The following is a 23708-nucleotide window of genomic DNA, read 5'->3' as shown; positions in this document are numbered from 1 at the left end:
TACTTGCAGGAAATGATAGCAACTAAATTATCTATTGTGAATGGTATTAGTTTAAATTTAATAAGTTGGAGCAAGCTCTATTGGGTTTTCAAAGATTTTTAAAAATTCTAATTCCTTACGGTTGTAAGCATCTTTTACTTCTTTGGAATTCACATCCTGTCCGTTGATAACATAAGTTGTCTGATCTGTATTCAGGTTTTCAAAAATCACGGAAGGCTGTTTTGTATATTTCTTCCAGAAAGCATCCCATTGTTTCGGTGTGATATTTACCGGTGCATCATAGGTGAAGTTTCTTTGTTCCAGATCGTTCTTTTCTTTTATGATGCCTTTTATTTCAAAACTGTATTCGTTTCCGGCATCGGATATTTTTAGAATAAGTCCGGGTAGCCCGTAAAATTTATAAGGCCCGTCGTTAATCGGGATTTCTGTGGTGTACCACGCGATCCATTTTCTTCCTCCGAAATCTGTTGTAGCCATGCTTACAGCATGTCCCAGGATTTTATCAGTTTTGTTGATGAGCTTCCAATTTTGTTTGGTGGTATTATAATGTGTAGAAAAAATACTCGTAAAGAAGCGTTCTTCTACAACCATGCTGTTTTGTGATACATTTTTAATAATAAGTGACCGAAATTTTGCATTGCTGGTATCGTCTCGCAGTCTCAGGCCTCCCGCTTTATTGGCAAAATATTCATTAACGGTTTTTGTATGGGCAGAGTCTCTCCTGAAATTTTCATAAGACTGAAAATAAGAGCTGCCTTTTTCGTTGATGATAAGGGTGCATAATTCATGATTTTTTACAGTGTCTTTTTTATTTCTCCATTTCATTTCATAGAAAGCTTTGTAAGAAGATTGAGCAAAAAATATATTACTAATTGTAAACATTAGCAGCAGAAGAACTCTCTGTGAAAATTTTATCTTTTTCATAATAATTAAAGTAATAAGATGTTAAATTCCAAATAATCATGATGGATGAAAAGAAGAATAAATTGAAGCTTACAATAATACCGATATGCATAAGTATGGTGAGTGTAAGCCAAAGTTTTCTTGTTTTATTTATATTGATAAATATAGGATAAAATATTTCAATACAGATGATTACCCAACCGCCGATGAGATATAGCAAACTGTATTTTTCATCAAAAATAGAAGGGAGATTGATAAACCGCGTAAAATTTGGCAGGTTTAGTGATTTCCACATAGCTTCTCCGCTCCACCAGTTGAAACCTATTACTTTATCAAGCCCTGAGAAAAAGTAAGCGACACACAGATGAAGTTGTAAAATTCTTTTACAGATATTCAAAGATTGTATCGGAAAATTAGTAATGGTTTTTGGAAAAAATCTTTTCTGAAGAGAAAAATAACGGTTGGTAGGAAAAAGAATAATGTAAAACAGAGACATACTTGCAAAAAAGTCTACACCATACATGAAAAGTGTTGCGCTTTTTACCAGCGATACTTGCAGTACCAGTAAAATGATGGCAGAAATTCTGCTGAAAAAACCTGTTATGATAAAGATACACAACGTAATGTATATATATTTAAATGTGAGATTTGGGTTTTGAAAATAAGCGGATAAAAAATTCTCTATCTGACTATACGGAATAATATTATACTCGTAAACTGCCCCATGAATTTCAACAGGAATAATGCTCTGATTGCTGTATAAAAGTTCAAAATCTTTCCAGATGGAAATAAAATGAACAAGCAATACAAATCCTACACTTATTCTCAGGAAAACAATAAAGCTCGGAGTAAATGTCTTATTGAAGTATGAAGATAAAGATTTTTTCATTGTACGTTGTCTATTTTTATAAGTTTGGATTTTTTCGCAGGATCACTTAAAAAATTATGATCATATAGATATGCTGTAGATTGAAACTGCTTACCGTATTTGGCTTCAAATGCTTTATTTACCTGCTTTAGCAGAATATGATTTATTTTCAGGTCGGTATCGTTTTTATTTTCAGGGGTTATATTTTTCATATAAACATCATTAAGATTGCAGAATCTCAGCTTCCCTTCATTAGTACTCAATAAATCTGTTGATAAATAGGTGTTTCCGGTTTTCAATTCTTCAGAAATGATGATGAAATTGCTGGCTACATTGGGCGCGAAAAAACCATATCCCGTATCAAATCCCGTGTAGGCTGCAAAAGTTTTATCATACTGATTTTCCTTGTTTTCAAAAGGATTTTCATATTTGTAAAAGCTGCAGAAAGACTCCGTTGTAGTCAGAATTCCTGTAACGATTACTTTAAGGATAATCAGGCCGAGAATTGCATATTCGAAAAACGTATTTTTCATAAAGCTTTCTTTTTTTTAGTTAAAAGATACCCCAAGGAGAGGGGCATCCTAAAATCACTTATTGATATTTTGCAATAATAAGATTCATTCTTTTTTGAACCTCAAGGCTAGCTGTATACGGGAAAGTTCTATTTCTTGTATAGCATTGGTTGGTTTCTGATCTTGTGTTGCAATAAGTCCATCCAACTACGTTTGCGCTCATAAAGCTTAGTTCTTCCGGAGTTACTTTGTCAGTATCAGTCAATGTGATCACCGTACCGTCGAATTCGATGATTCCCAAGTTATTGGAACTTGCAAAAGACATCAAAGAAAGAGCGACAACGCCTGCTGCTAAAAAGATTGTTTTTTTCATGATAATTAATTTTTGTTTGTTAATAAAAAGATGCCCCAGAAAAGGTAAAGGGGCATTCTATCATTTATTGATATTTTGCAATAAGAAGATTCATTCTTTTTTGAACTTCAAGACTAGCACTATACGGGAAGTTTCTATTTCTCGTATTGCATTGGTTCGTTTCAGATTGCTTGTCGCAATAAGTCCATCCAAGAACGTTTACGCTTAAAAAGCTTAGTTCTTCAGGAGTTACTTTATCAGTGTCCTTCATTGAGATTACATCTCCGTCGAATTGGATAATGCCTAAGTTGTTAGAACTTGCAAAAGACATCAGAGATAGAGCAACAACGCCTGCTGCTAGAAAGATTGTTTTTTTCATGATAATTAATTTTTGTTGTTAATTGTTTTTTTTTAACACGGTGTATTTATAAATCACTTATTTGTATGTGCACTACAATCGGTGAGTCAATAAATCTTGTTTGGTTTCCAGTGGGTCCCGCTTTTTATAGGAGGATCTCCTGGTGAGTTTCTGGCAGTATCTTCTTCTAATTTTTGTTGGTCTCCTGCATTCTTCATTTTCAGAATAGAAGCATTAGTTTTTTCAGGATAAATTTCTTCGTCGTATTCTCTGCATGATTTTAATGTAGGTGAGAGAATAGCTATAATTAATAATGAAATGATTTTTATTGAGATAATCTTTTTCATAATTTTTAATCTTAGTTAAAGGTTATCCCGGCCGGTTAGTTTTTTTAAGAATTCTAAAGTCGAATTTATAGGCTAAAAATGGAAAAAAAAAATAAGCGTTGTCCTTATTCGGAAATTGTGACGTCTTAATTCATAAATTAGGACGTATTTAAGTTGTTGATTTATAGTTGTTTAAATTAATTTATGCAATTTCTTTTAAAGTTTAATATAATTCATAATAGTTTGATTAAAATTGACTGTTTTTGTGTATTTTTGATAATAAACTACTGCCATATAATTCAATAATGTGATTAAAAAACTGTTATTAATACTTTTTATAGGATTTTTTCAACTTGCTATCTCTCAAAAAGGACACAGTGAATATTATACACTGCGGCTAAACTATGAGAATATGGAAGAAAATAGCCCTAAAGCATTTCCATTTATTCAGGTTTATATTAATAAAGCAAAAAAGGAAAAAAACTATGAAAAGCTGGTTCAGGGATATAAAGACGGTGTATTTTATTCATCTTTAAACGAGAAAAAATTAAAATATGCCGACAGTGCAGTTTGGGCAGCAAAACAATCAGGAAACAGCGATCTTATAAGTACGGCATATATTGAGAAAGGCGTTGTATATTACTATCATTACAAAAAATATCAAAAAGCACTTAACGAATATCTTGCAGCCTACGAATACTCGAAAAATACGAATAATGAGTTCCTGAAATTTCAGAATCTGTATTATATAGGTGTGGTAAAAAGCTATTTAGGATACTACGAGGAATCGGCTCAGCTATTTAAGCAATGTATTGATTACTACAGCCCAAAATCGAAATCAAATCTCCATCCGAATGAGATTTTTAATAATAAAAAAGGGTATCTCAACAGTCTTCATCAATTAATTATCTGTTACCGTAATCTTGGGAAAACCAAAGAAGCAGATTCTGCCATACAAACCGGACTTTCCGAAGTGAAAAATGATCCGGATTTTGCGCAGGAAAAAGGCTATTTTCTCTTATGCAAAGGTATTTCTGATTATAAAAAAAATCAATACCAGTTAACATTAGACCATCTGAACCCATCTATTTCATTAATGAAAAAGAGTGGTGATTTTGCCTGGCTGTCAGTAGGATATTTTTATGTTGGAAAAAGTTATTTGGATTTAAAAAATAATGCAAAATCAATTATTTACTTTAAAAAGGTAGACTCTATTTTTCAAAAACATCAATTTATCCTTCCTGAGTTGAGGGAAAATTATGAGCTTCTTATTAATCATTATAAGAAAGAAAAAAATCAGGAACAGCAATTATATTATACAAGTCAGCTTTTGAAGGCAGACAGTATTATTTCGAAAGATTTTATTTATTTATCTCCAAAAATCCATAAAGAATATGACACGAAAACTTTACTGGACGAAAAAAATGAACTTGAAAAAGCAAATTCATGGGGAAGCTTCATTATTGCCGGTCTGATTATCCTGGCTGTTGGACTTGTGATATTATTAATTATAAGGTATAAAAATGAGAAGGAAATTCAGCAAAAATATATTTTACTGGAAGAAAAATTCATGATGCAGCAAGATGCGGTAGAAAAAAATGTTTCTGCCCCGGAAGAAAAGAAAACCAACCTTGATGAAAATAAGGTGGAAGAACTCCTCCGAAAACTTAAATCATTCGAAGATAAAAAGGAATTTACCCAAAAAGGATTGACTATCAATAAATTAGCGTCCCAATTCGGAACGAATTCTAATTATTTGTCGCAAGTGATCAATGAGTATAAGGAAGTTAATTTCAATAAGTATCTGAGTGAATTAAGAATTCATTATATCACCAATCTACTATTCGAAAACCGCGAATACCTGAAATACGGCATCGAAACCCTCGCCAAAGAATGCGGAATTGCCTCCCGCCAGAATTTTTCCGATCTTTTTTATGAAATCAACGGGATCCGCCCCACAGATTTTATCCGAAAAAGAAAACAGGAGCTTGATAATAAAGGTGGTTTTTCAACTTGGAATGCGGTGTGAAAAGTAGAGTTATTTTTGATTAGGTGTGGATTTGTAATGGTTTCATAAGTAATTTCTTATGTAAATAAAAAAATATTGTGGGTAAAATAAAATTTTTTTAGATTTGCAGCATTAACAAAACACAAAGATGAATAAAATAATTACTCTACAACGAGAGTGCATTTTACGCTATGCACATTATTTCTCCAAAACTATTGCACAACCTTTTTTGTTTGGTAAAATACCTTTAAAAGGGTAATACTACTAGACATTTAATCTTATTAATAAATTTCCTTTATAATCCTTGTAGAGGAGCTATTCTTACAAATTATTTTATACAACATATTTCAACTGTTATGAAAAAAAAATTATTATTATTTGCCTTACTGGCTTCGTCATTTGCTTTTAGTCAATCCTGGAACATTACAGGAAATACAGGAATTATAGAAAGCAATTTTATTGGAACGACAGATAGTAAACCTCTAATTTTTAAAACCAATAATGTAGAAAGAATGAGGATATTTTCTAGCTTATCAGCTATTGTTATTGGAAATCAGAGTGGGTTAACAACTATAGATCGTGCAAGACTAGAAATGGCAAATGTATCGTGTGCCAGCTGTTTTTCAACTTGGGCTGCTCCTGGAGATTTTGTTATCAGAGGAAGAGAAACTCGAAATTTAGAATTCAATATGGCCAATAATAATTCTGCAGATCCTAATATTGATACTAGTACTCCAAATTCTCCGGGAATAACAAGGGTGAAATTTACTGATATAGCCCATAACAATACTTTAGTTATAAATAATATGGGAAAAGTTTCGGTTGGAACAGATCAATATGATAATGATCCTAATTACATTTTTTATGTAAGAAAAGGGATTAAAGCGGAACAAGTAAAGGTGGAAAATCCTGCGACAAACGGTTGGGCAGATTATGTATTCAAAAAGGATTATAAGCTACGAACTTTAGAAGAAGTAGAAAAACACATTGAAGAAAAAGGTCACCTGCCCAATATTCCTTCTGCGAAAGAAGTAGAGAAAGACGGGCTCAATTTAGGGGAAATGGATGCAAAGCTTTTAGAAAAAATTGAAGAATTAACACTTTATTCAATCACTCAAAATAAACAGATCAAAGAACTTCAGGAAGAAAACAAAGCTCTAAAGTCACAGTCTAAGGAGATTGAAGAGTTGAAGAAACAAGTTCAAGAATTAATTTCAACAAAAAAATAATCACCCATGAAAAGAAAATTACTTTCCCTATTTTCTCTATTCATAGGATTCCTAGGCTTTTCCCAAACAGAAGTTTATTTTAAATATGACGAGGCCGGAAATCAGAGATACAGAGGTACTAATTCTGCGGGAAAAACAGCTCCTGAAGAAGTAAAAAAAGTTGAAAAAATAAAAGCTGTGGCTGCTGTGGTAAAACAAGAGCCTTTAATGGATGAAAAGACTTTCTGGAAACAGATCAGGCTTTATCCTGTTCCTGTAAATGATATTCTCACGATTGATTGGACGGAAGAAGTTGATGGTCTTATTGAGTCTGTTTCGTTGTATCAACACAGCACAGTTCACTGGAAATTCCAACAACAAAATATTCCGAGTCTTAATAAACAGTTGAAAATCAATATGACGGGTTATGACTGGGGTGTTTATATTTTACGTTTTACGTTGAAAGATGGAAGGGTATTTGGCAGAAATGTTACCAAACGATAAACTATTAATCAAATAATTTACTACAAAACAGCAAATATGAAATTATTTTCATCATTTATACTGTCCTTGTGTTCAGTATTGGGCTTTTCACAGACCATACTGTACCAGGCAGAAAGTACATCACGAACGGTTCAGGATCCACAAACGGTAGTATTAACTCAAGGATTTTATGCTTCTTCAAGCTCTTCAAATCCATTTATCGCTAAGATTGGTCCTGCAACGGAAAATCCGGGAGGAGGACCTGTGGATTCAGGAGCTGGAGCAACTAATCCTTCAGGAACGACAGCACCATCAGGACAAAGTTTCCATGACACGAAAGGAAATATTGAAGTAAATGGAGCAGGACAATTACAATTTACTTTACCTGTTGCTTTGCCACCGGGAGTGAAATCTGTAGCACCTCAAGTGAATCTTGTTTATACTAGTGGTTCAGGAAATGGAATTGCAGGATATGGCTGGAATTTATCTGGCGTTACATCTATTTCAAGAGTAGGAAAAAATATTGAAAAAGATGGTGAAGTAAATGGCGTTCAATTGGATTATTCTGATTATTATAGTTTTAACGGACAAAGATTAATTTTAAAATCCGGAGAATATGGGAAAGATGGAGCTGAGTATGTAACAGAGAAATATTCTAATATAAAGATTAAATCGGTTGGATCCATTACAGGACAAGCATGGAAAGGTCCTGAATACTGGGAAGTAACTTTTGAGGATGGTTCACAGGCTTGGTATGGAGGGACAACCTCGGGGCTTAGTAATGCCAGAACTCCTATCGAATACAATATTATAAAATGGAAAGATGGTAAAGGTAATTATATTACTTATAATTATTTGCAGACAGGTCTCTCAAATATTACTACAATTTCAAGCATTCAATGGGGAGGAAATGAAACACTGGGCAAACCTCATTTTAATACAATAGATTTTACTTATATTAATAGAAGCTTAGCCGAATACTCCTATATAGCAGGAGTTCGTTTTTTACAAACTCAACTTTTGTCTGAAATTAAAGTAAGCACCAACGGAAGCCAATTTAAGAAATATACAATCGATTATCTGAAAAACGGGACGAATTATCAGGCAGTTAATAAAATAACGGAATACAATGCTGATAATAATGCGACTAATCCGGTAGCTTTTACCTATCCTGCTCCAACACAGCCAAATTTAGAGTTCTCAAATAATAATGTTGAGAGTTTTGAAAACGTAAAGTTGTCAGGAGACTTTAATGGTGATTCCTATCTGGATTTTGTTATGAACAACGGAACAGTAAAGCTTGGAGGGCTAAATGATACCTATACTGATATTTCCACAGGTAAAACTTTTAATGCTGAAGCTAAAGTGATTAATGCTTTATTAGATGAAGAAGGACAGGTTCACAATGGAAATGGAATTGTTCAATACGAAGCTGGTAAAGTGGTGGGTTATATTTTCAGAGATAACACTTTTGTAAAAGTCTTTGAAAAACTAGTTTATACTGATCCAAACTGTACATATCAGGGAGGAGGTGTAGGCTGTCGTATAGAAATGGCTTCATTCAACGAAGGAGACATCAATGGAGATGGTATTTCGGATGTATTTGTGAAAATCAATAAAGAAATCTGCCAGTTTGAACCGATCCCCGGATGTAATGATTTAAAACAAACACCTACATCCACTTCTGATAATACAATTAACAGACCACCTCCATGTCAGGAACTCAATTGTGATACTTATTTGGTTGGGAATTATATTGTTGACTTAAAAAACGCTAACAATCCTTTATCAACCTACGCAGTTGACACAGGGATCAATGAAAATTCCTATTATAAGCAGCAATATCTGGATGTCGATGGTGATGGTAAAGTAGATATTATTGATGTTTCCAATACAACCTATACTGTATTTGAATTTGTAAAAACAGCTTCTAATCAGTATCTTAAGAAAATCAGATTCACAGGTAGTTTAGCTGAAACAAAAGCACCGGAATCTCCAGTATTATTTGGAGATTTTAATGGTGATGGAAATCTTGACTTTACCATTCCAGCTACGGATACACAGGAAAAAGATAATTGGAGATTTTATATAGGAACTGAAAAAGGTTTTTCTAATTTCTTAAAAACAAACTTTTTGAAGTATAGAAAACCTAATGACTATCAAAACAGTAATTACCCTACTTTTAATATTTATCAAAATTTTTATACAACTTCAGATATTAATAAAGACGGTAAGTCAGATATTGTACACATCAATTCTTTTAATAAGGCGGGACAAGTGAATGGAAGCGGAGTTATACTTAACCGATACTTTGGCTATACTATTGCTGCTTATACTGCTAATGGAACTACAACAAATGATAGTCCTGATTTCTTTACCAGTTATACTTATGGAGGGTATAATTATGTAACCTCTGATGTTGGCAATTTTACATTATTTTCCCCGATTACTTCACAGGTTAAAGTTAATAATAATTATTATGATGTATTTTTATTTTGGAAAGAAAGGATGCACAAGCTTAAATCACCCTCTTCGGTTGGAAGGCTATCACAAGTGCAATCTATTATTCAGGGAGGAATTACAACATCAGCGGATTATTTAGAGGTAATTCCAAATAATACTGTTAATCCTAATTTTTATCAGAAGGTTAAAAAAGAATATTACCCTTACTTTTCTTTAAACAGAGTAGACCAGTCCTATGCTGTATCTCAGCTTAGACAGGAAGGAAGAAAGCAGGATTTTCGGTACAGGGGAATGACAGGACATATGCAGGGAAAGGGAATGATGGGCTATCATCAGTCTGCCCGATCCTCATGGTATGCTGATGGGTTTGAAAATACTAAAATTTGGTCAGGAGCAGAGATTGATCCCCTTTTTGACGGGATCCCGGTAAAAGAATGGAGTATCTCGACCAACGATGAATCAAAAATATTCCCTGCTGATATTTCTGAGAATAATACACAATTATTAAGTTTCAAATCTACCGTTTATCAAAAGGATAAGCTATTAAACGGACAAATCGTAACAGGAGTAATTGCTGATACGGATAAACCGAAAGTTGTAACAGCTACTGTTCCCACAAGTACTAAAACAAAGGACTTCCTGAATGGTACATTAACAAACACTTTTATCACTTATGGAGATTATTATCTTCCAAAGCAAAGTGTATCGAATGTTAATAATGGATATGCCATAACAACTTCTAATTTTGAATATATTCATAATTTCTCAGGAGTTGGAGCAGATTACTTTGTAGGTCGTCCTCAATCTAAAACCGATGCAGTACAGGCTTATGGAGATACCAAATCGGCAAAAGAAGAATACGTTTACGAAAATAATCTCCTTAAAACCTTAAAAACCTGGAACAGGGATAATACAGGCTACTTACAGGAAACCTACAATTACGATGGTTTTGGTAATATCACAGGAAAAACAATCAGCAATAGCGTAGATTCTCAAACTCAGACAGAAGCAAGTGTATATGATCCGAAAGGAAGGTTTGTAGAGAAAAAGACCGATAATTTAGGATTAGAAACTAATATTGAATATAATGACTGGGGACAGATTAAGAAACAAACCGATCCACTAGGAAATATCCTTACCAATACCTATGATGCATGGGGTAAACTCCTTACTTCCAAAACAAATCTTGGAGGAACAACTACCTATAAATATGAAAGAGATGATAATGCTAATATTACTGTTATCCAATACGATCCTGATGGAAATATCTCTAAAAAATTTACCAACAGATTGGGTCAGGATTATAAAACCTCTGCTAAAGCATTCGGACAGGGACAATTTGTTTCCAAAGAAACTCAGTATGATGTTTTAGGAAGAAAAATCAAGGAATCCGAGCCTTATTTTGAAGGGCAAAGTGCTTCCGGGTGGAATACCATTGTTTATGATGATTCTGTTTTTCCTATCACCAAGGCAACTGCTACTGGGTTCAATGGGAAGCAGATGGTAACTACGGTTTCAGGTTTGATAACGACTACCAAAGAGCTTAACGGTTATGGAAGAACTACTTCCAAAACCACTGATGCTTTAGGAAATGTAGTTTCTTCAACAGATAAAGGCGGGACGATACAATTCTCTTACAATGCAGCCGGAGAGCAGATAAAAGCTCAGTATGCGGAAAATACTGTCACCACAAAATACGATTCTTGGGGAAGAAAATCAGAATTCAATGATCCTTCCAATGGAATTTATAAATATGAATATGATGGTTTTGGACAGTCCAAGAAAATTATCAGTCCAAAAGGAACAAAAGAATACACGTATAACAGTTTAGGTCAGCTGATCTCTCAAAAAGAATTGTCAACAACAGATGGAGGTCAGGCTACGAATAAAATTATCTCTTATACTTATGATAATAAAGGCAGAGTAATTTCAAGAGGAGGTACATCTAAAGGAAAAGTATATAGTTCAAATGTTTCTTACGATCCACAAGGAAGATTATTATCTTCATCAGAAAGCAGTAATGGGAAATACTTTATCCAAAAAGGAATTACTTATGATGATAAAGGAAGAGTAATTTCTTATGAAAAGCAATTATATTCTTCCGGTGTTTTGACTAAAGTTAACGTAGAAAATGTATACAGTACATGGAACGGAGAGCTTTATCAGGTAAAAGACAAAGTAACAGGTAAAAGCCTGTGGGAGCTTAAGGAAACCAATGCCAAAGGTCAGGTTTTAAAAGCTAAATTGGGAGCTGCAGACGTCAATAATACGTATGACACCAATGGATTTTTAACGAATGTTAATCACTCATCGGCAGTAAAACCAAGTATTCTTCAACTTTCTTACTCATTTGATGCCATTAAAAATGAATTAAAGAGCAGAACAACAGGTGGAGATTTCAATATTGTTGAATCCTTTGACTATGATGACAACAACCGATTGGTAAACTGGACGAATCCGGTAACGGGAATTAAGCCATCAAATAATAGAAATATCTATGACGTTAAAGGTAGAATCATGGAGAATGACCAGGTGGGAACCATGAAGTATGAAAACTCTGCAAAGATTTACCAACCAACCGGAATGACGTTAAATGCTGCGGGAACTCAAAACTATAATAATGATCTGATTCAGAGCATTGCTTACAACGAGAATAATGATCCTGTTTTCATTGATGGAGAGAAAGGAGATGTTGCCTTTCAGTACGGCTTGACAAGCATGAGACAAAGAGTGACGTATGGTGGAAACTTTAGTATTGACGGAGATGGAAAATTCACCAAATTCTACAGTGAAGACGGAAGTTTTGAAGTGTTGAAAGACAACACTACCGGAAAGGAAAAACATATTTTATATATCGGAGGAACACCTTATGAAAGTAATATTGTATATTTAAAGAACTTTGATGAGAGTAGTGGTTCTTACAGATTTTTGCATAAAGATTATATCGGAAGTATCTTAGCAATAAGTGATGAAGCAGGAAATAAACTGGAACAGAGGCATTTTGATGCGTGGGGCAATTTTACCCATCTTAAGATAGGAAATGGTGCAATCATTACCGATAAGAGTATAATTGATAATGCTTCGCTATTAGTAGACAGAGGATACACCAGCCATGAGCATTTTGCAGAGGTGGGAATCATTCACATGAATGGTAGATTGTATGATCCGTTATTAAGAAGATTCTTAAATGCTGATGAGAACATTCAGGATCCTTACAACACCCAGAATTATAATAAATATGGGTATGTTCTGAATAATCCCTTGATGTTTAATGATCCGAGTGGGGAGTTTTTTCAGTTTTTAATGATTCCTATAGTACAAGCAATTGCTATTGCTGTTGTTGGTTATACTGCTACGGTTTTGATTACTGGCGGAAAGTTTAATATCCTCAACCTTTATTCATCCATCGTAATGGGTATGATAAGTGCGGGAATAACAATTGTTATAGGAGATGTTTTTTCTACTGCTACTGCAAGCATAGGAAATGAGGCTTTAAGAAGTCTCGTCCACGCAGGGGTACAGGGAACATTGAGCTTTATGCAGGGAGGTAATTTCTTTACTGCGGCAGCGAGTGCATTTTTATCAAGTGCTGTATCGTTTGGATATGGACAAGCTGTTGGAGCTGCCGCATACAGCGGTACAAGCCAGTTTGCATTGGGAATGCTTTCTGGAGGTGTAGGTCATGCTCTTGCAGGAGGAAACTTCTGGGAAGGTGTGAAAATTGGTGGGATTGTTGCGTTATTTAATCATGCAATGCATAGGATAACACAGCCAAAATATGTAGTTGCTGGCATTTACGGAGCAGGAGGAAGAGAAGTTAGTGACAATCCACGATTAGAGAAAATTGTTGAAAAACAAGGAGGAAAAATGTTTACAAGCTCTTGGGGAACAAATGACCAAGAAATCATAGATTACTTAGTGGATGGTTATAATGAGGGAAAACAGATAAAGATCTATGGACATAGTCGAGGTGGAGCCGCTGCAGTTAGAATTGCTAATGAGTTGGGAGAAATGAATATTAATATTGCTGAAGTAAATCTATTTGATCCTGTAAGTTTGGGAGGAGATTTTATTTTTACTCATCCGAATGTTTTAAGAGTTAACAATTATTATCAGAGAAATTCAACAGTAAAAATGTATGGTCTGCCTTATTGGAATCTTGATAATCCTTTTGTTGGTAGTCCGGTAAAAGCGAAGTTTTCATTTCCTATTATTAATCAAGTTGATTACACAGGTCAGTATTATAAATCTGGTGTACCTGTTAGTCATTTAAACATTATAAGAAAAGCATATGGTCTCTAAATTAATAACGTTAGTATTTTTTTGTTTATTTTTAATAGGATGTAATAATTATGACAAAAAAAATGAGATTACTATATCTGTAAAAGTTGTAGATTCTTATACTAAACATCCTCGGATAAATGATACTGTTACAGTAAGACAGGCTAAATGGAATATTCCATTAAGGAAGTATGTTGAAATAGGCCAGTATGTTACAGATTCCTTAGGAATGGTTACTCTTAAAATCAATAAAGAGAAGCGTTATAGCTTTGAAACAGACGGCCCTAATTTTGCGTTTGGTTCAGACGAATATGGAGAGGGAGAACTAAAAAATAATCAAATAATTGTAATAAAAGTTATTCCTCCAGATAAAAAACAGTTTAAAATTGAATAATAAATCAATCCCTCGAATATTCGGGGGATTGATTTTAAACTATTCGGATAGCAATCATTATTTGCTCTTATTATATTATTATAACTACAGGCTTTTCTCTAGTAAATAATATGTTTTCTACTTTCAAAGTTGATTTTACTACGATAAGAAAAATAACATCTTTGATTATTTCTGTATTTTTACTTTTTTTTTCGACATAATTGCAAAAAAATCATCAAATGAGTAAAAAAGATTTTGAAGAAAACAAAGAAAAAGAGGACAGCTTCATAGAGGATTTTGAGGATTGACATTCTCGCAAGTATAGTGATGAATATCGGTTTAGAAATAAACCCCCTTTTTTTATAAAAAGGCCTAATCACTTAATACTTGGTATCTTGCTTATATGTGTTCCACTTCTCAGCTTAATAGTAACCATTATTTTAGATTTTGGAATGAGTTTTTATTTGTTTTTTGTAATGTTATGTTTTCCTGGGTTTTTCCAAATAATAAAACATTTTAAGTCCAAATAATCGCGATATTAAAGATTTTAATGTACCAAATTCCTGTATCAATTGTTACAGGAATTTTTATTGCAATTCGGGGTTTAAAAGATTTGAATATCTCGAATTATTTATAAAAAAAGAGAAAAAGAAGAAGGAATCATTTCATCAATGGACAAATATAGCAGATTTACTGATGATATATATTTAAAAATCAAATAAACACACAATCCCCATCACCTCCAAAAACCTCAAAGTCAAAATCATTACCCAGTAAACTAAACAATTAAAGATTTTATTAATATGATTTTTTTGTCAACCCTCCCAAAATAAAAATCTCACTATATTTGAAATAACCATTCACCACAATTTCAAAATTATGAAAAAGCTCCTCTTCATCCTCCTTGCCATCCTTATTGTCTTAATAGCTGTCATTTTAATCAAAACATTTACCTACCCTTTCAGAAAAGCAAATGCGGGAAATGGACAAGGCTGGAAAGCTGTTAAAAACGATTCCGCGATTCAGAGGCTTTCCGGAGGGATAAAAATTCCGACGGTTTCTGCGGGAGAATTGGGTGAATTTGATTATTCTACATTCGATACCTTCAAAGAATATTTAAAGCAAACTTATCCGTTGATCTACCAGAATACGGAGAATTATGAAGTCAATAAATATGGTTTGGTTTTTAGGTTAAAAGGAAGCAATCCCTCTCTTGATCCCATTGTATTCCTCTCTCACTACGATGTTGTTCCTCCGGGAGATGCAGAAATTAAAGATAAATCTGAAAATATTTTCAGACCCGATGATCAGCCATTGGCTCCCAATTCAAAAGTGGCCGAAGACTGGGATTTTGGACCATTTTCCGGGGCTGTTGCCAATGGGAGAATTTATGGCAGGGGAACTATCGATATGAAAGGAATGTTCTTCTCTTTAATGGAATCTTTTAATAATTTAATTAAAAATAAACATACGCCTCAAAGAGATATTTATCTTGCTTTCGGGTTTGATGAAGAGGTGGGCGGACAAAAAGGTGCGGCACAAATCGCAAATTATTTCAAAAGTAAAAATCTGAAATTCGATGCAGTTTACGATGAGGGTGGATTAATTTTACAAAAAGGTAGCGTTGCCGGAATTGATGCAGACGTTGCCGTAATCGGCTGTGCAGAAAAGGGTTTTCTTTCTGTAAAAATTAAAGTAAAAGGATTGGGCGGACATTCATCGATGCCTCCGTTGGAAAGCGCCATCGGAAAAGCGGCAGTCATTATGCAAAGGCTGGAAAAAGACCAGATGAAGCCCATCGTTACTCCGTTGATGAATGAATTTTTCACCAATATCGGTGGCTCGATGTCGTTTGTAAACCGGATGGCAATTGCCAATCAATGGTTGTTGAGGCCTGTACTACTGTCACAATTAACTAAAAATAATTCTACCAACGCACTGGTTCGTACCACGACCGCCCTAACGATGATGAAAGGAAGTGATGCACCCAATGTTCTTTCGCCGGAGGTTGAATTCATAGTCAATTTCAGGCTTCTTCCCGGAAATACGGTGAAGGAAGTAAAGGATCACATAGCCAGAGCTACCGAAGGTTTTAATGTAGAAATTGAAGAAATCGACAATGTGAAAGAAGCATCGGCCGTTTCATCAACCACTACAAAGGCTTTTAAATTAATAGAAGCCGGAATCCGGGAAATTCATCCAACGGCGATCGCGACTCCTTACCTTACAGTTGGCGCTACGGATGCTTACAAATATCAGATCGTGAGCAAAAACATTTACAGATTCATGCCGATAAAAATTACGGATGCCGAAAAACAGTCCATTCACAGCACCAATGAATATATCAGCATCGAAAATTATATGAAAATGATCCACTACTTTGAATTTATCATGCTTAATTATGATAAGTAATGAGTAATAGGTAATGAGTAATAATGGGTGATGATCAAAAATAAATTATCATTAAAACTTAAATAAATTATCATTAATAAACAGCTAGTATTAACGCTGTCATCCTGAGCGCGAAGCAGTCGAAGGATCCAAGTCTTGAACTTTTGTTTCAGGACAAAAGAAATTATTTTCAATAAAAGATAAAGCAATAAGATTGTCATTCTGACGAATGAAGAATCTATTTTTACACAAATCCTTCATTTTAGAATAACAAACCGAAAAAAAATAAAATCAAAAAAATAACACGTCAAGTTTTGTCGCATTACGCCATTAGCTTTGTCATATCAAAATTACAGAGCTATGGAACTGCCTTTTTATTTAAGTTTTAATGAATTTGAAAACAAATATTACGACAACCTTGAAAAATGGTTTGAAGAATATCACAATACCTCAGAAACGGATTATCTGAAAGCGTTGGCCGAAATGTACAGTCCGTATCTGTATTACAACTTTGCGAATGACAGGCTTCAGGCGGACGCTTCGATCCAGATTAAGGATTGCTTTTTCCCTTATCACGAAAAGATCGGGCTTTCGTTCTGTACAAGCTGTGAAAACGGGAAAACAACAAAAAAGGTAAAAGGCATGAACCATGTTTTCGAATTGAAAACCATCACCATGATGGAGTATGCCCAACATATTTTAGATAAAATCAACAGATATTTTTCTAAGAATAACGATAAAGAAGGTAAAAACACATTAGATTTCATTAATAATTATGAAATTATTACTTCCAGGGAAGGAGCGGAGTATTGCGTTAATTACAGCCAGCATCAGGCAACGCTTCCTTTTCTGAAGGCCTATCTTCCTGTTTACGGACAAACCGTGAATATTGCGACATACAGAGATTTTATATTCTCGATTGTTCAGATTGCCGAATTTATTGATCTGAAATTAAAAGAAGTCAAGGCTTTTGAAAGCATGATCTATTCAAAATTAAAATCAGACGCCAAATTCAAAGTACAGATGAGTCATCAATTTCTCACCATGTGCAATTAAAATTTTACACCTAAACATTCATATAGCTAGATTATTTTAAGTTTGAAATGAGTTGGTACTTTTTCAAACAGAAATCCCAGTCGATTTGACTGGGATTTTTTATTTTAATGAAAGTGATTTTACAATAAAACTGCGATATTGCTCTGTTCCATAATAGGTAAGGTGGTTTTGATCATAAATATAAGGTGTACCATCTTTATTTACCTTTGCGATTTTATAATCAAGCAAATTGATATAGCGGTTGCCTAATATTTTCAGTAAAAGTTTGTTAGCTGCATACACTTTATTTTGTAATTGAGGGGTGTTGATACTTTCTACATTATAGTCATTTTTTAAATAAAAATGTGTTGGAAAATCAGTAGGATAGTTATCAGTTTGTCCTAAATAGATAACAGGAATATTATATTTTTTAAAATAATTTTCAGTGAATTTGATTTTCTTTATAAGATCATCTTTATAATAACCATAATAATTTGAACTGATAATCACAAGATCGATTTTATTATAATTTTTCGGGAAATAGTCTTCAAAAAAGAAATTGAAAAAATCTTTTGGTCCTTCATAAGGTGTTTCAGAATTAATCATAGGATATGTTGCGTCAGCTGTTGCCTGTATCAGATTATATTTATCATTCTTAAAAATATTATTAATAGTTTGCGAAAACATTGCAGCATGACTGTCACCTAATAAAATTATATTTTTCTTGTTATTATTGATTTTTAAATTATTAAAATTATAATCTTTTAAGGTTTGATAATGTGCCAAATGTTTATTTTCAAGACTGAATTGTTTATATGCCTGTTCGCTATATTTATAATCGGTTGTTGCGGAAATTAAATTAGCCATATTCTTGTTAAACAAATAATTAGCATTTAATTTTGAAATTGCAAATGATAATATAAAAAGAATTGCAGTAGAGCTTAAAACAAGCCTGTGTTTATTATTATAATTTCTTTTTTCTACCACATGATAAGAAATGATCGCAAAAATTAGAGAGAGGATAATAAAAATAATTCTATATCTTATTCTGTCATTAAGGGCGAAATATAAACTTAAGACATAGAAAGGCCAATGCCATAAGTATAATGAATATGAAATATCTCCAACGTATTTTACAATTTTATTATTAAAGAGTTTAATATCAATGTTTAATAACAATATCTGTGTTGTGAAAGCTACCGGAATTAATGTTATTAATGAAGGCCATTTTACAGTATGTTCGTTTGTAAATACAATGAATAAAGCAATTACAGATAGAGAAACATAAAAAATATTTTTTTTAAATGTACTGCTTTTATCGTCAAATGAATTTGCAAATAAAAATGCCAAACCTCCAAACATCATCTCCCAAGCTCTCGGATAAAACATATAAAATGAATATGAATTACTAAAGATATTGTGAATAAGCATAGATGTTATTGAGAGGATTATCAATGCTAAAAAAATCAGATTGAATTTTCTTTTTTCCTGCAAATAAAACCTTTTAAAAATGATTAAAATCAGCGGATATATCATATAAAATTGCCATTCTACAGATAAAGACCAGGTGTGTAAAAGAAAATTAAACTTAGAAGATGAATCGAAATAACCGGAATTTAAATAATAATAAATATTAGAAAAAAATAAGCTGCTCGAAAAATAGAGCTTGGTATAATTAATAAATTGAATTGGGAGAAGAAAATAGATTACAACAGCAAAAAAAGTAATCATTACAATTAAGGCCGGGAAAATCCGTACAACCCTTTTTTTGTAAAAATCCAATATAGAAAAATTATTCTTGGAAAAACCAGTTAAAATAATTCTGGTCATTAAATAACCGGAAATTACAAAGAAGATGTCTACCCCTATAAAACCTCCTTTAAAGAAAGAAAAATTATAATGATATAGTAAAACTGCTATTACCGATATTGCTCTTAGAAAAGAAATATCATTTCTGAATTTCATTTGCTTTTTTTTGCAAATATATTTTAAAATACTAAAAATATTGATTTTTAACATAAAATAATAATTAAATAAAATTATTATTTGAATTTTTTTATGTTTTTTAAACTAAGATGAATTTATAATAATTAAATAAAAAAAGTCTTAAGTTAAAAAAAAACTTAAGACTTTGATAATCAGCAGAAAGGAAGGGATTCGAACCCTCGATACAGTTACCCGTATACTACCTTTCCAGGGTAGCTCCTTCAACCACTCGGACACCTTTCTAATTGAGACTGCAAAAATAGAAGAATTTATTGAATTAACAAATTCTTAAAGCAATTACTCTGAAATTTCTCCACAAAGACTTTTCGAAAAATGATCTGCGAAGCTTCCCTGGTAATTGGGATTGTCGATCAAATGCATCGCTTTCGTGATCGCACTTTCTGCGGTCATATCTTTTCCGCTGATAGCTCCGATTTTTGAGAAAATATTGCTGTTTTCATATTTTCCGAACGAGATTCCTCCTGATATACACTGACTTACCACTACGATTTCCGTTCCGTTATTTCGGATTTCCTGCAAAGTTTCCCTGGTTTTTTCACTGCTGAAAATCGTGCCCGAACCGAAAACCTGAAGAATCAGAACCTTCATTGTAGGGATTTCTTTAAAATGGCTCAGCTGCATGCCCGGAAAAATCCTCCAGAACAAAACATCTTCCGAAATATGATCATCCACATGAAATTCAACATCAGAATCATCGCGATGAAGATTTTCTTTAATAATATTCAGATGCACTCCCGATTGCCCGAGAATAGGGTAGTTCGGACTTGCATACGCATCAAAATACTCCGCAGAATATTTCAAAGTTCGGTTTCCTCTTAATAATTTATATTCAAAATAAATCGCAACTTCCTGAATCACTGCTTCATCATTTTCGTACAAGCTGGCATAATACAGGCTTGTCAGAAGATTTTCCTTCGCGTCCGTTCTCAAATCTCCGATCGGAAGCTGTGAACCTGTTAAAATCACCGGTTTTTTTAATCCTTTTAACATGAAACTCAATGCTGAAGCCGTATAAGACATCGTGTCCGTTCCGTGAAGAACCAAAAAACCGTCGTATTGATCGTAGTTTTTCTGGATATAATGAGCGATAATTTTCCATTCTTCCGGTCCCATATCCGAAGAGTCAAGCGGTTTTGCAAAAGGATGTACAAAAACTTCGCATTCCATCAGTTTCATTTCAGGCATTTTTTCAAAAATATTCCCAAAATCAAACGCACGAAGGCTTCCGGTTTCATAATCTTTCTCCATACCAATGGTTCCTCCGGTGTAGATGAGCAGGACTTTTCGTTTCATATAAGGACTTTTTATTAGATTTTTATCCCCGTTTCAGGATGATTCCTCAAAATTACGTTAATTTGCAAAGATTTGAAAATGAATGAAACGTTTATGACAAAATTTTATCACTAATGCTGTCATTGTGAACGTTGCATCTGACTACTGAAAAAATATATATCATCAGATGAAAGATTTAGCGCAGACTTTTGAGTATTTAAAACAATTTTTAACGGAGGAAAGATTATCAAAAATTGAATATTTCTCTCAGGAAAGTTCAGATTTTGTCCTTCCTGTAATGGATGATGTGTATCAGTTCAGAAACGCGGCGGCGATCATCAGGTCGGTAGAAGCCTGTGCTTTTCACAAAGTGATCGCGATGGAGGAAGAAAATGTTTTTAATCCGAATCTTACCGTAACAAAAGGTGCTGAAACATGGGTTGAAGTTGAAAAAATGCCGAAAAACCTGGCTTCTTTGAAAAATATTAAAGAAAGAGGTTACAAAATTCTGGCAGTATCATTAGAAAAAAATGCAGTGATGCTTCCTGATTATCAGATTACAGAACCGATTGCTCTGGTTTTCGGAACCGAGCTTGAAGGTGTTTCGCAGGAAGTCATTGATTTTGCAGATGAAACACTGGCGATCCCGATGTATGGTTTTACAAAAAGTTTTAATGTTTCCGTTGCAGCTGGAATTTGCATGTACGAATTGAAGCAAAAGCTGATGAAATCTGGGATTGATTATAAATTAAACGAAGAAAAATTATTAAAAATGAAAATCCGTTGGGCGGTGAATTCCATGAGAAGCGGGCAGCAGATTTTTGAGAAATATATAAGGGAAAATAATATTGATTTTAATTAATATTTTAAACACAAATGTTATGCAGAAATACACCAAATATCTTTTCTTCATTTCTTTTTTTTTGTCACTGCTTTCGTTGTACGTGATTGAAAGAGGGGGGAAGGAAATTTATCCGTTTTTCAGCTGGAAATTGTTTACAAGCCCGAGTGGAAGTGAAAAATTTGAAGAACAGTACAGGTTGTACAGGGTCGATGGAAATGATACGATAAGGATTCTTTATAAGCCAACGGCTATCTATGACGAGAATAATCTCGCACTTATCGTAGGTTTTTACGGTAAAAAAATCGAAAAAAATGAGAACAGGGAAGGGAGTGTTGAAAAAATGAAAATTTTCATGAAAAGCTATCAGCCGGAGTATAAAAATCTTTTGCTGTACAAGGAAAGTTTTAATCCCTGGGATTTGGGAACATCCGTTTTTAAAATCAAAAAAACTCTGATAACCAGACTGTAATGAGATATAACGAACTTACGGTATTTAATTTTAAAGTGACGTATTATGCGATGCGTATTTTTGGCTTGTACTGGTTGTTGATGCAGTATCTTACCTTCAAAAAGATAAGTCAGTGGCCGAAAGAAATTTATGAACCGTTTCTTTTAATCCAGCGATTTATTTTCCCACAATATCCAAGCGAATTTTTGTACGGAAGTATTCTGATCGGTTGTGCCTTACTTTTAATCATCACCATATTTAAACAAAATTATATTCTCAATTTTTTAATATTTGTATTAATTGCCATTATCAATTTTCCTATTTCGCTTAATTTCAGTGTGGGGCATCATAATCATTTGATCATCATCGGATATTTCATGGCAATTTTCCTCTTGCCGAAAAATTTGAATAAAGAAAATGATTTCAAATGGGTACAGTATTTCTACCTCGGAATATTGGCAACCTACAGTTTAGCAGGACTTTCCAAGTTTTTAGGAATGGCTAAAAATATTATTTTGCAAACCGGAAAAATTACCTGGCTGGACAAAAATGCCGCGAAAATCAATACGTTGGATAATTATTGGTTCGCCGATATCAAAGTTCCAGACTGGATCCTGAATGTATACACTTATGAAAATTTTTGGGTAATCACCACCGTGTTTGGAATCGTTGTTCAGGCTTCAAGCTTTCTGGGTGCTTTTAATAGAAAATATCTTACATTTATAATGATTTTCCTGTATATTTTTCATTGGTATACAGATTTATTTGTGCTGGCAGATTTTCGGGATGCTAAAAATTTTGTTTTAATAGCATTGTTTCCGTATCATATTTTTTACCCGTTATTTTTGAAATTCAGGAGAAAAAGCAATGTTTTACAATCTTAAATAATTCCACGCAGCAACAAAAATTCCGGCAGTTTCCGTTCTCAGTCGTTGATTTCCCAATGAAACAGCTTTTACTTTATTTTGAGCGAGATAAGAAATTTCTTTCTCCGAAAAGTCTCCTTCCGGACCAATGAAAAATGTAATCTGATCTGTTTGCGGAATTTCTTTCAAATCTATCCTTTCCAGGTTTTCATGGCAGTGCGCCACAAAAGTATGCTCTGGATTAATATTTTTAAGGAAATCCTGAATTTTAATTAAATCATTAATAACGGGAAAGTGAAACCTCAAGCTTTGTTTTGACGCTGCAATTGCCTGTTTCCTAATTTTATCGACATTAATATTTTTACGTTCGGTTTTTTCTGTCTGCAAAAAAGTTATTTCCGATGCTCCCATTTCCACAGCTTTTTCTACAAAAAACTCGATCCGGTCAATATTTTTTGTCGGAGCTATGGCGATATGCAGTTTTGTTTTAAAATCAGACAGATCGGTTTTTATTTCTGCAACCTCAATATTCGCTTTTTTACCTTCAATAATTAACTTTCCGGATGCCAAATTTCCTTTACCATCCGTCACATGAATTTCCTCACCATTTTTCATCCGAAGAACTTTTACAATGTGTTGCTGTTCCTCGTCGTTAATTGTTATTTTATTTTCTTCAATTTCTCCGTAAAAAAGTTTCATAGAAAAAGCTA

General features: G+C 33.5%; 19 protein-coding genes and 1 tRNA gene. 10 read left to right on the top strand and 10 right to left on the bottom strand.

Annotation, left to right across the window (positions count from 1 at the left end; genetic code table 11):
- Positions 1–57: 57 nt before the first annotated feature.
- From BMX24_RS18425 to BMX24_RS18400, 6 genes are all read right to left on the bottom strand, one after another.
- Positions 58–882 (bottom strand): GLPGLI family protein, encoded by an 825-nt coding sequence (locus BMX24_RS18425; RefSeq protein ID WP_228404925.1) that lies wholly within the window; start codon positions 880–882, stop codon positions 58–60.
- Positions 869–1792, bottom strand: a complete 924-nt coding sequence (locus BMX24_RS18420; RefSeq protein ID WP_089795407.1) for a hypothetical protein — start codon at positions 1790–1792, stop codon at positions 869–871. Before BMX24_RS18420 ends, BMX24_RS18425 begins: the two co-directional genes overlap by 14 nt.
- Complete coding sequence (locus BMX24_RS18415) at positions 1789–2304, bottom strand: hypothetical protein (protein ID WP_089795405.1); 516 nt, start codon at positions 2302–2304, stop codon at positions 1789–1791. The genes BMX24_RS18420 and BMX24_RS18415 overlap by 4 nt, the downstream gene beginning before the upstream one ends.
- Positions 2305–2362: 58 nt before the next feature.
- Positions 2363–2656, bottom strand: coding sequence for a hypothetical protein (locus BMX24_RS18410; protein ID WP_089795403.1), 294 nt, complete (start codon positions 2654–2656; stop codon positions 2363–2365).
- Positions 2657–2720: 64 nt separating this feature from the next.
- Positions 2721–3014 carry a hypothetical protein gene (locus BMX24_RS18405; RefSeq protein WP_089795401.1) on the bottom strand — a complete coding sequence of 98 codons (294 nt, stop codon included), beginning with the start codon at positions 3012–3014 and terminating at the stop codon, positions 2721–2723.
- A gap of 86 nt (positions 3015–3100) precedes the next feature.
- The gene (locus BMX24_RS18400) at positions 3101–3340 is read right to left on the bottom strand and encodes a hypothetical protein (protein WP_089795399.1); all 240 of its coding nucleotides are present in this window, start codon (positions 3338–3340) and stop codon (positions 3101–3103) included.
- A gap of 391 nt (positions 3341–3731) precedes the next feature.
- Between BMX24_RS18400 and BMX24_RS18395 the strand changes: the two genes are divergently transcribed.
- The 7 genes from BMX24_RS18395 to BMX24_RS18365 all read left to right on the top strand — a co-directional run bounded on the left by BMX24_RS18395 (position 3732) and on the right by BMX24_RS18365 (position 17582).
- Positions 3732–5348: a helix-turn-helix domain-containing protein gene (locus BMX24_RS18395; protein WP_139176900.1), complete on the top strand. Its 1617-nt coding sequence runs from the start codon at positions 3732–3734 to the stop codon at positions 5346–5348.
- Between the two features lie 335 nt (positions 5349–5683).
- Entirely contained in the window at positions 5684–6556 is an 873-nt protein-coding gene (locus BMX24_RS18390) for a hypothetical protein (protein WP_089795394.1), read from the top strand.
- A 6-nt stretch (positions 6557–6562) separates the two neighbouring features.
- A complete protein-coding gene (locus tag BMX24_RS18385) occupies positions 6563–7039 on the top strand; it encodes a hypothetical protein (RefSeq protein WP_089795391.1) in 477 nt (158 codons plus the stop codon).
- A gap of 36 nt (positions 7040–7075) precedes the next feature.
- Complete coding sequence (locus tag BMX24_RS18380) at positions 7076–13783, top strand: RHS repeat-associated core domain-containing protein (protein ID WP_089795389.1); 6708 nt, start codon at positions 7076–7078, stop codon at positions 13781–13783.
- On the top strand, positions 13773–14156 hold the full coding sequence (locus BMX24_RS18375) for a hypothetical protein (protein WP_089795387.1): 384 nt from the start codon (positions 13773–13775) through the stop codon (positions 14154–14156). The genes BMX24_RS18380 and BMX24_RS18375 overlap by 11 nt, the downstream gene beginning before the upstream one ends.
- 858 nt (positions 14157–15014) lie before the next feature.
- Positions 15015–16547, top strand: coding sequence for a M20/M25/M40 family metallo-hydrolase (locus BMX24_RS18370; protein ID WP_089795385.1), 1533 nt, complete (start codon positions 15015–15017; stop codon positions 16545–16547).
- 339 nt (positions 16548–16886) lie between these two features.
- Positions 16887–17582 carry a hypothetical protein gene (locus BMX24_RS18365; protein ID WP_089795384.1) on the top strand — a complete coding sequence of 232 codons (696 nt, stop codon included), beginning with the start codon at positions 16887–16889 and terminating at the stop codon, positions 17580–17582.
- 99 nt (positions 17583–17681) lie between these two features.
- Here BMX24_RS18365 and BMX24_RS18360 read toward each other — a convergent pair whose 3' ends face one another.
- The 3 genes from BMX24_RS18360 to BMX24_RS18350 all read right to left on the bottom strand — a co-directional run bounded on the left by BMX24_RS18360 (position 17682) and on the right by BMX24_RS18350 (position 20861).
- Entirely contained in the window at positions 17682–19526 is a 1845-nt protein-coding gene (locus BMX24_RS18360; protein WP_170835748.1) for an acyltransferase family protein, read from the bottom strand.
- Between the two features lie 177 nt (positions 19527–19703).
- A tRNA-Ser gene (locus BMX24_RS18355) sits at positions 19704–19790 on the bottom strand.
- A gap of 54 nt (positions 19791–19844) precedes the next feature.
- Positions 19845–20861: an asparaginase gene (locus BMX24_RS18350; protein ID WP_089795380.1), complete on the bottom strand. Its 1017-nt coding sequence runs from the start codon at positions 20859–20861 to the stop codon at positions 19845–19847.
- 166 nt (positions 20862–21027) lie between these two features.
- Here BMX24_RS18350 and BMX24_RS18345 point away from each other — a divergent pair, with 166 nt between their 5' ends.
- The 3 genes from BMX24_RS18345 to BMX24_RS18335 are packed head-to-tail and all read left to right on the top strand — an operon-like array spanning position 21028 to position 23016.
- Positions 21028–21702, top strand: a complete 675-nt coding sequence (locus BMX24_RS18345) for a TrmH family RNA methyltransferase (RefSeq protein ID WP_089795377.1) — start codon at positions 21028–21030, stop codon at positions 21700–21702.
- Positions 21703–21721: 19 nt separating this feature from the next.
- On the top strand, positions 21722–22153 hold the full coding sequence (locus tag BMX24_RS18340) for a hypothetical protein (RefSeq protein WP_139176898.1): 432 nt from the start codon (positions 21722–21724) through the stop codon (positions 22151–22153).
- Complete coding sequence (locus BMX24_RS18335; protein ID WP_089795373.1) at positions 22153–23016, top strand: hypothetical protein; 864 nt, start codon at positions 22153–22155, stop codon at positions 23014–23016. The genes BMX24_RS18340 and BMX24_RS18335 overlap by 1 nt, the downstream gene beginning before the upstream one ends.
- Here the strand turns inward: BMX24_RS18335 and BMX24_RS18330 are convergent.
- Positions 23005–23697: an RsmE family RNA methyltransferase gene (locus BMX24_RS18330; RefSeq protein ID WP_089795372.1), complete on the bottom strand. Its 693-nt coding sequence runs from the start codon at positions 23695–23697 to the stop codon at positions 23005–23007. The genes BMX24_RS18335 and BMX24_RS18330 overlap by 12 nt on opposite strands.
- Between the last annotated feature and the right edge of the window lie 11 nt (positions 23698–23708).

The organism is Chryseobacterium wanjuense, assembly GCF_900111495.1.
In the GTDB taxonomy this organism is placed as follows: Bacteria; Bacteroidota; Bacteroidia; order Flavobacteriales; family Weeksellaceae; genus Chryseobacterium; species Chryseobacterium wanjuense.
Note: the sequence above shows the minus strand (reverse complement) of the source record. Positions and strands in the feature narration are given on the sequence as shown.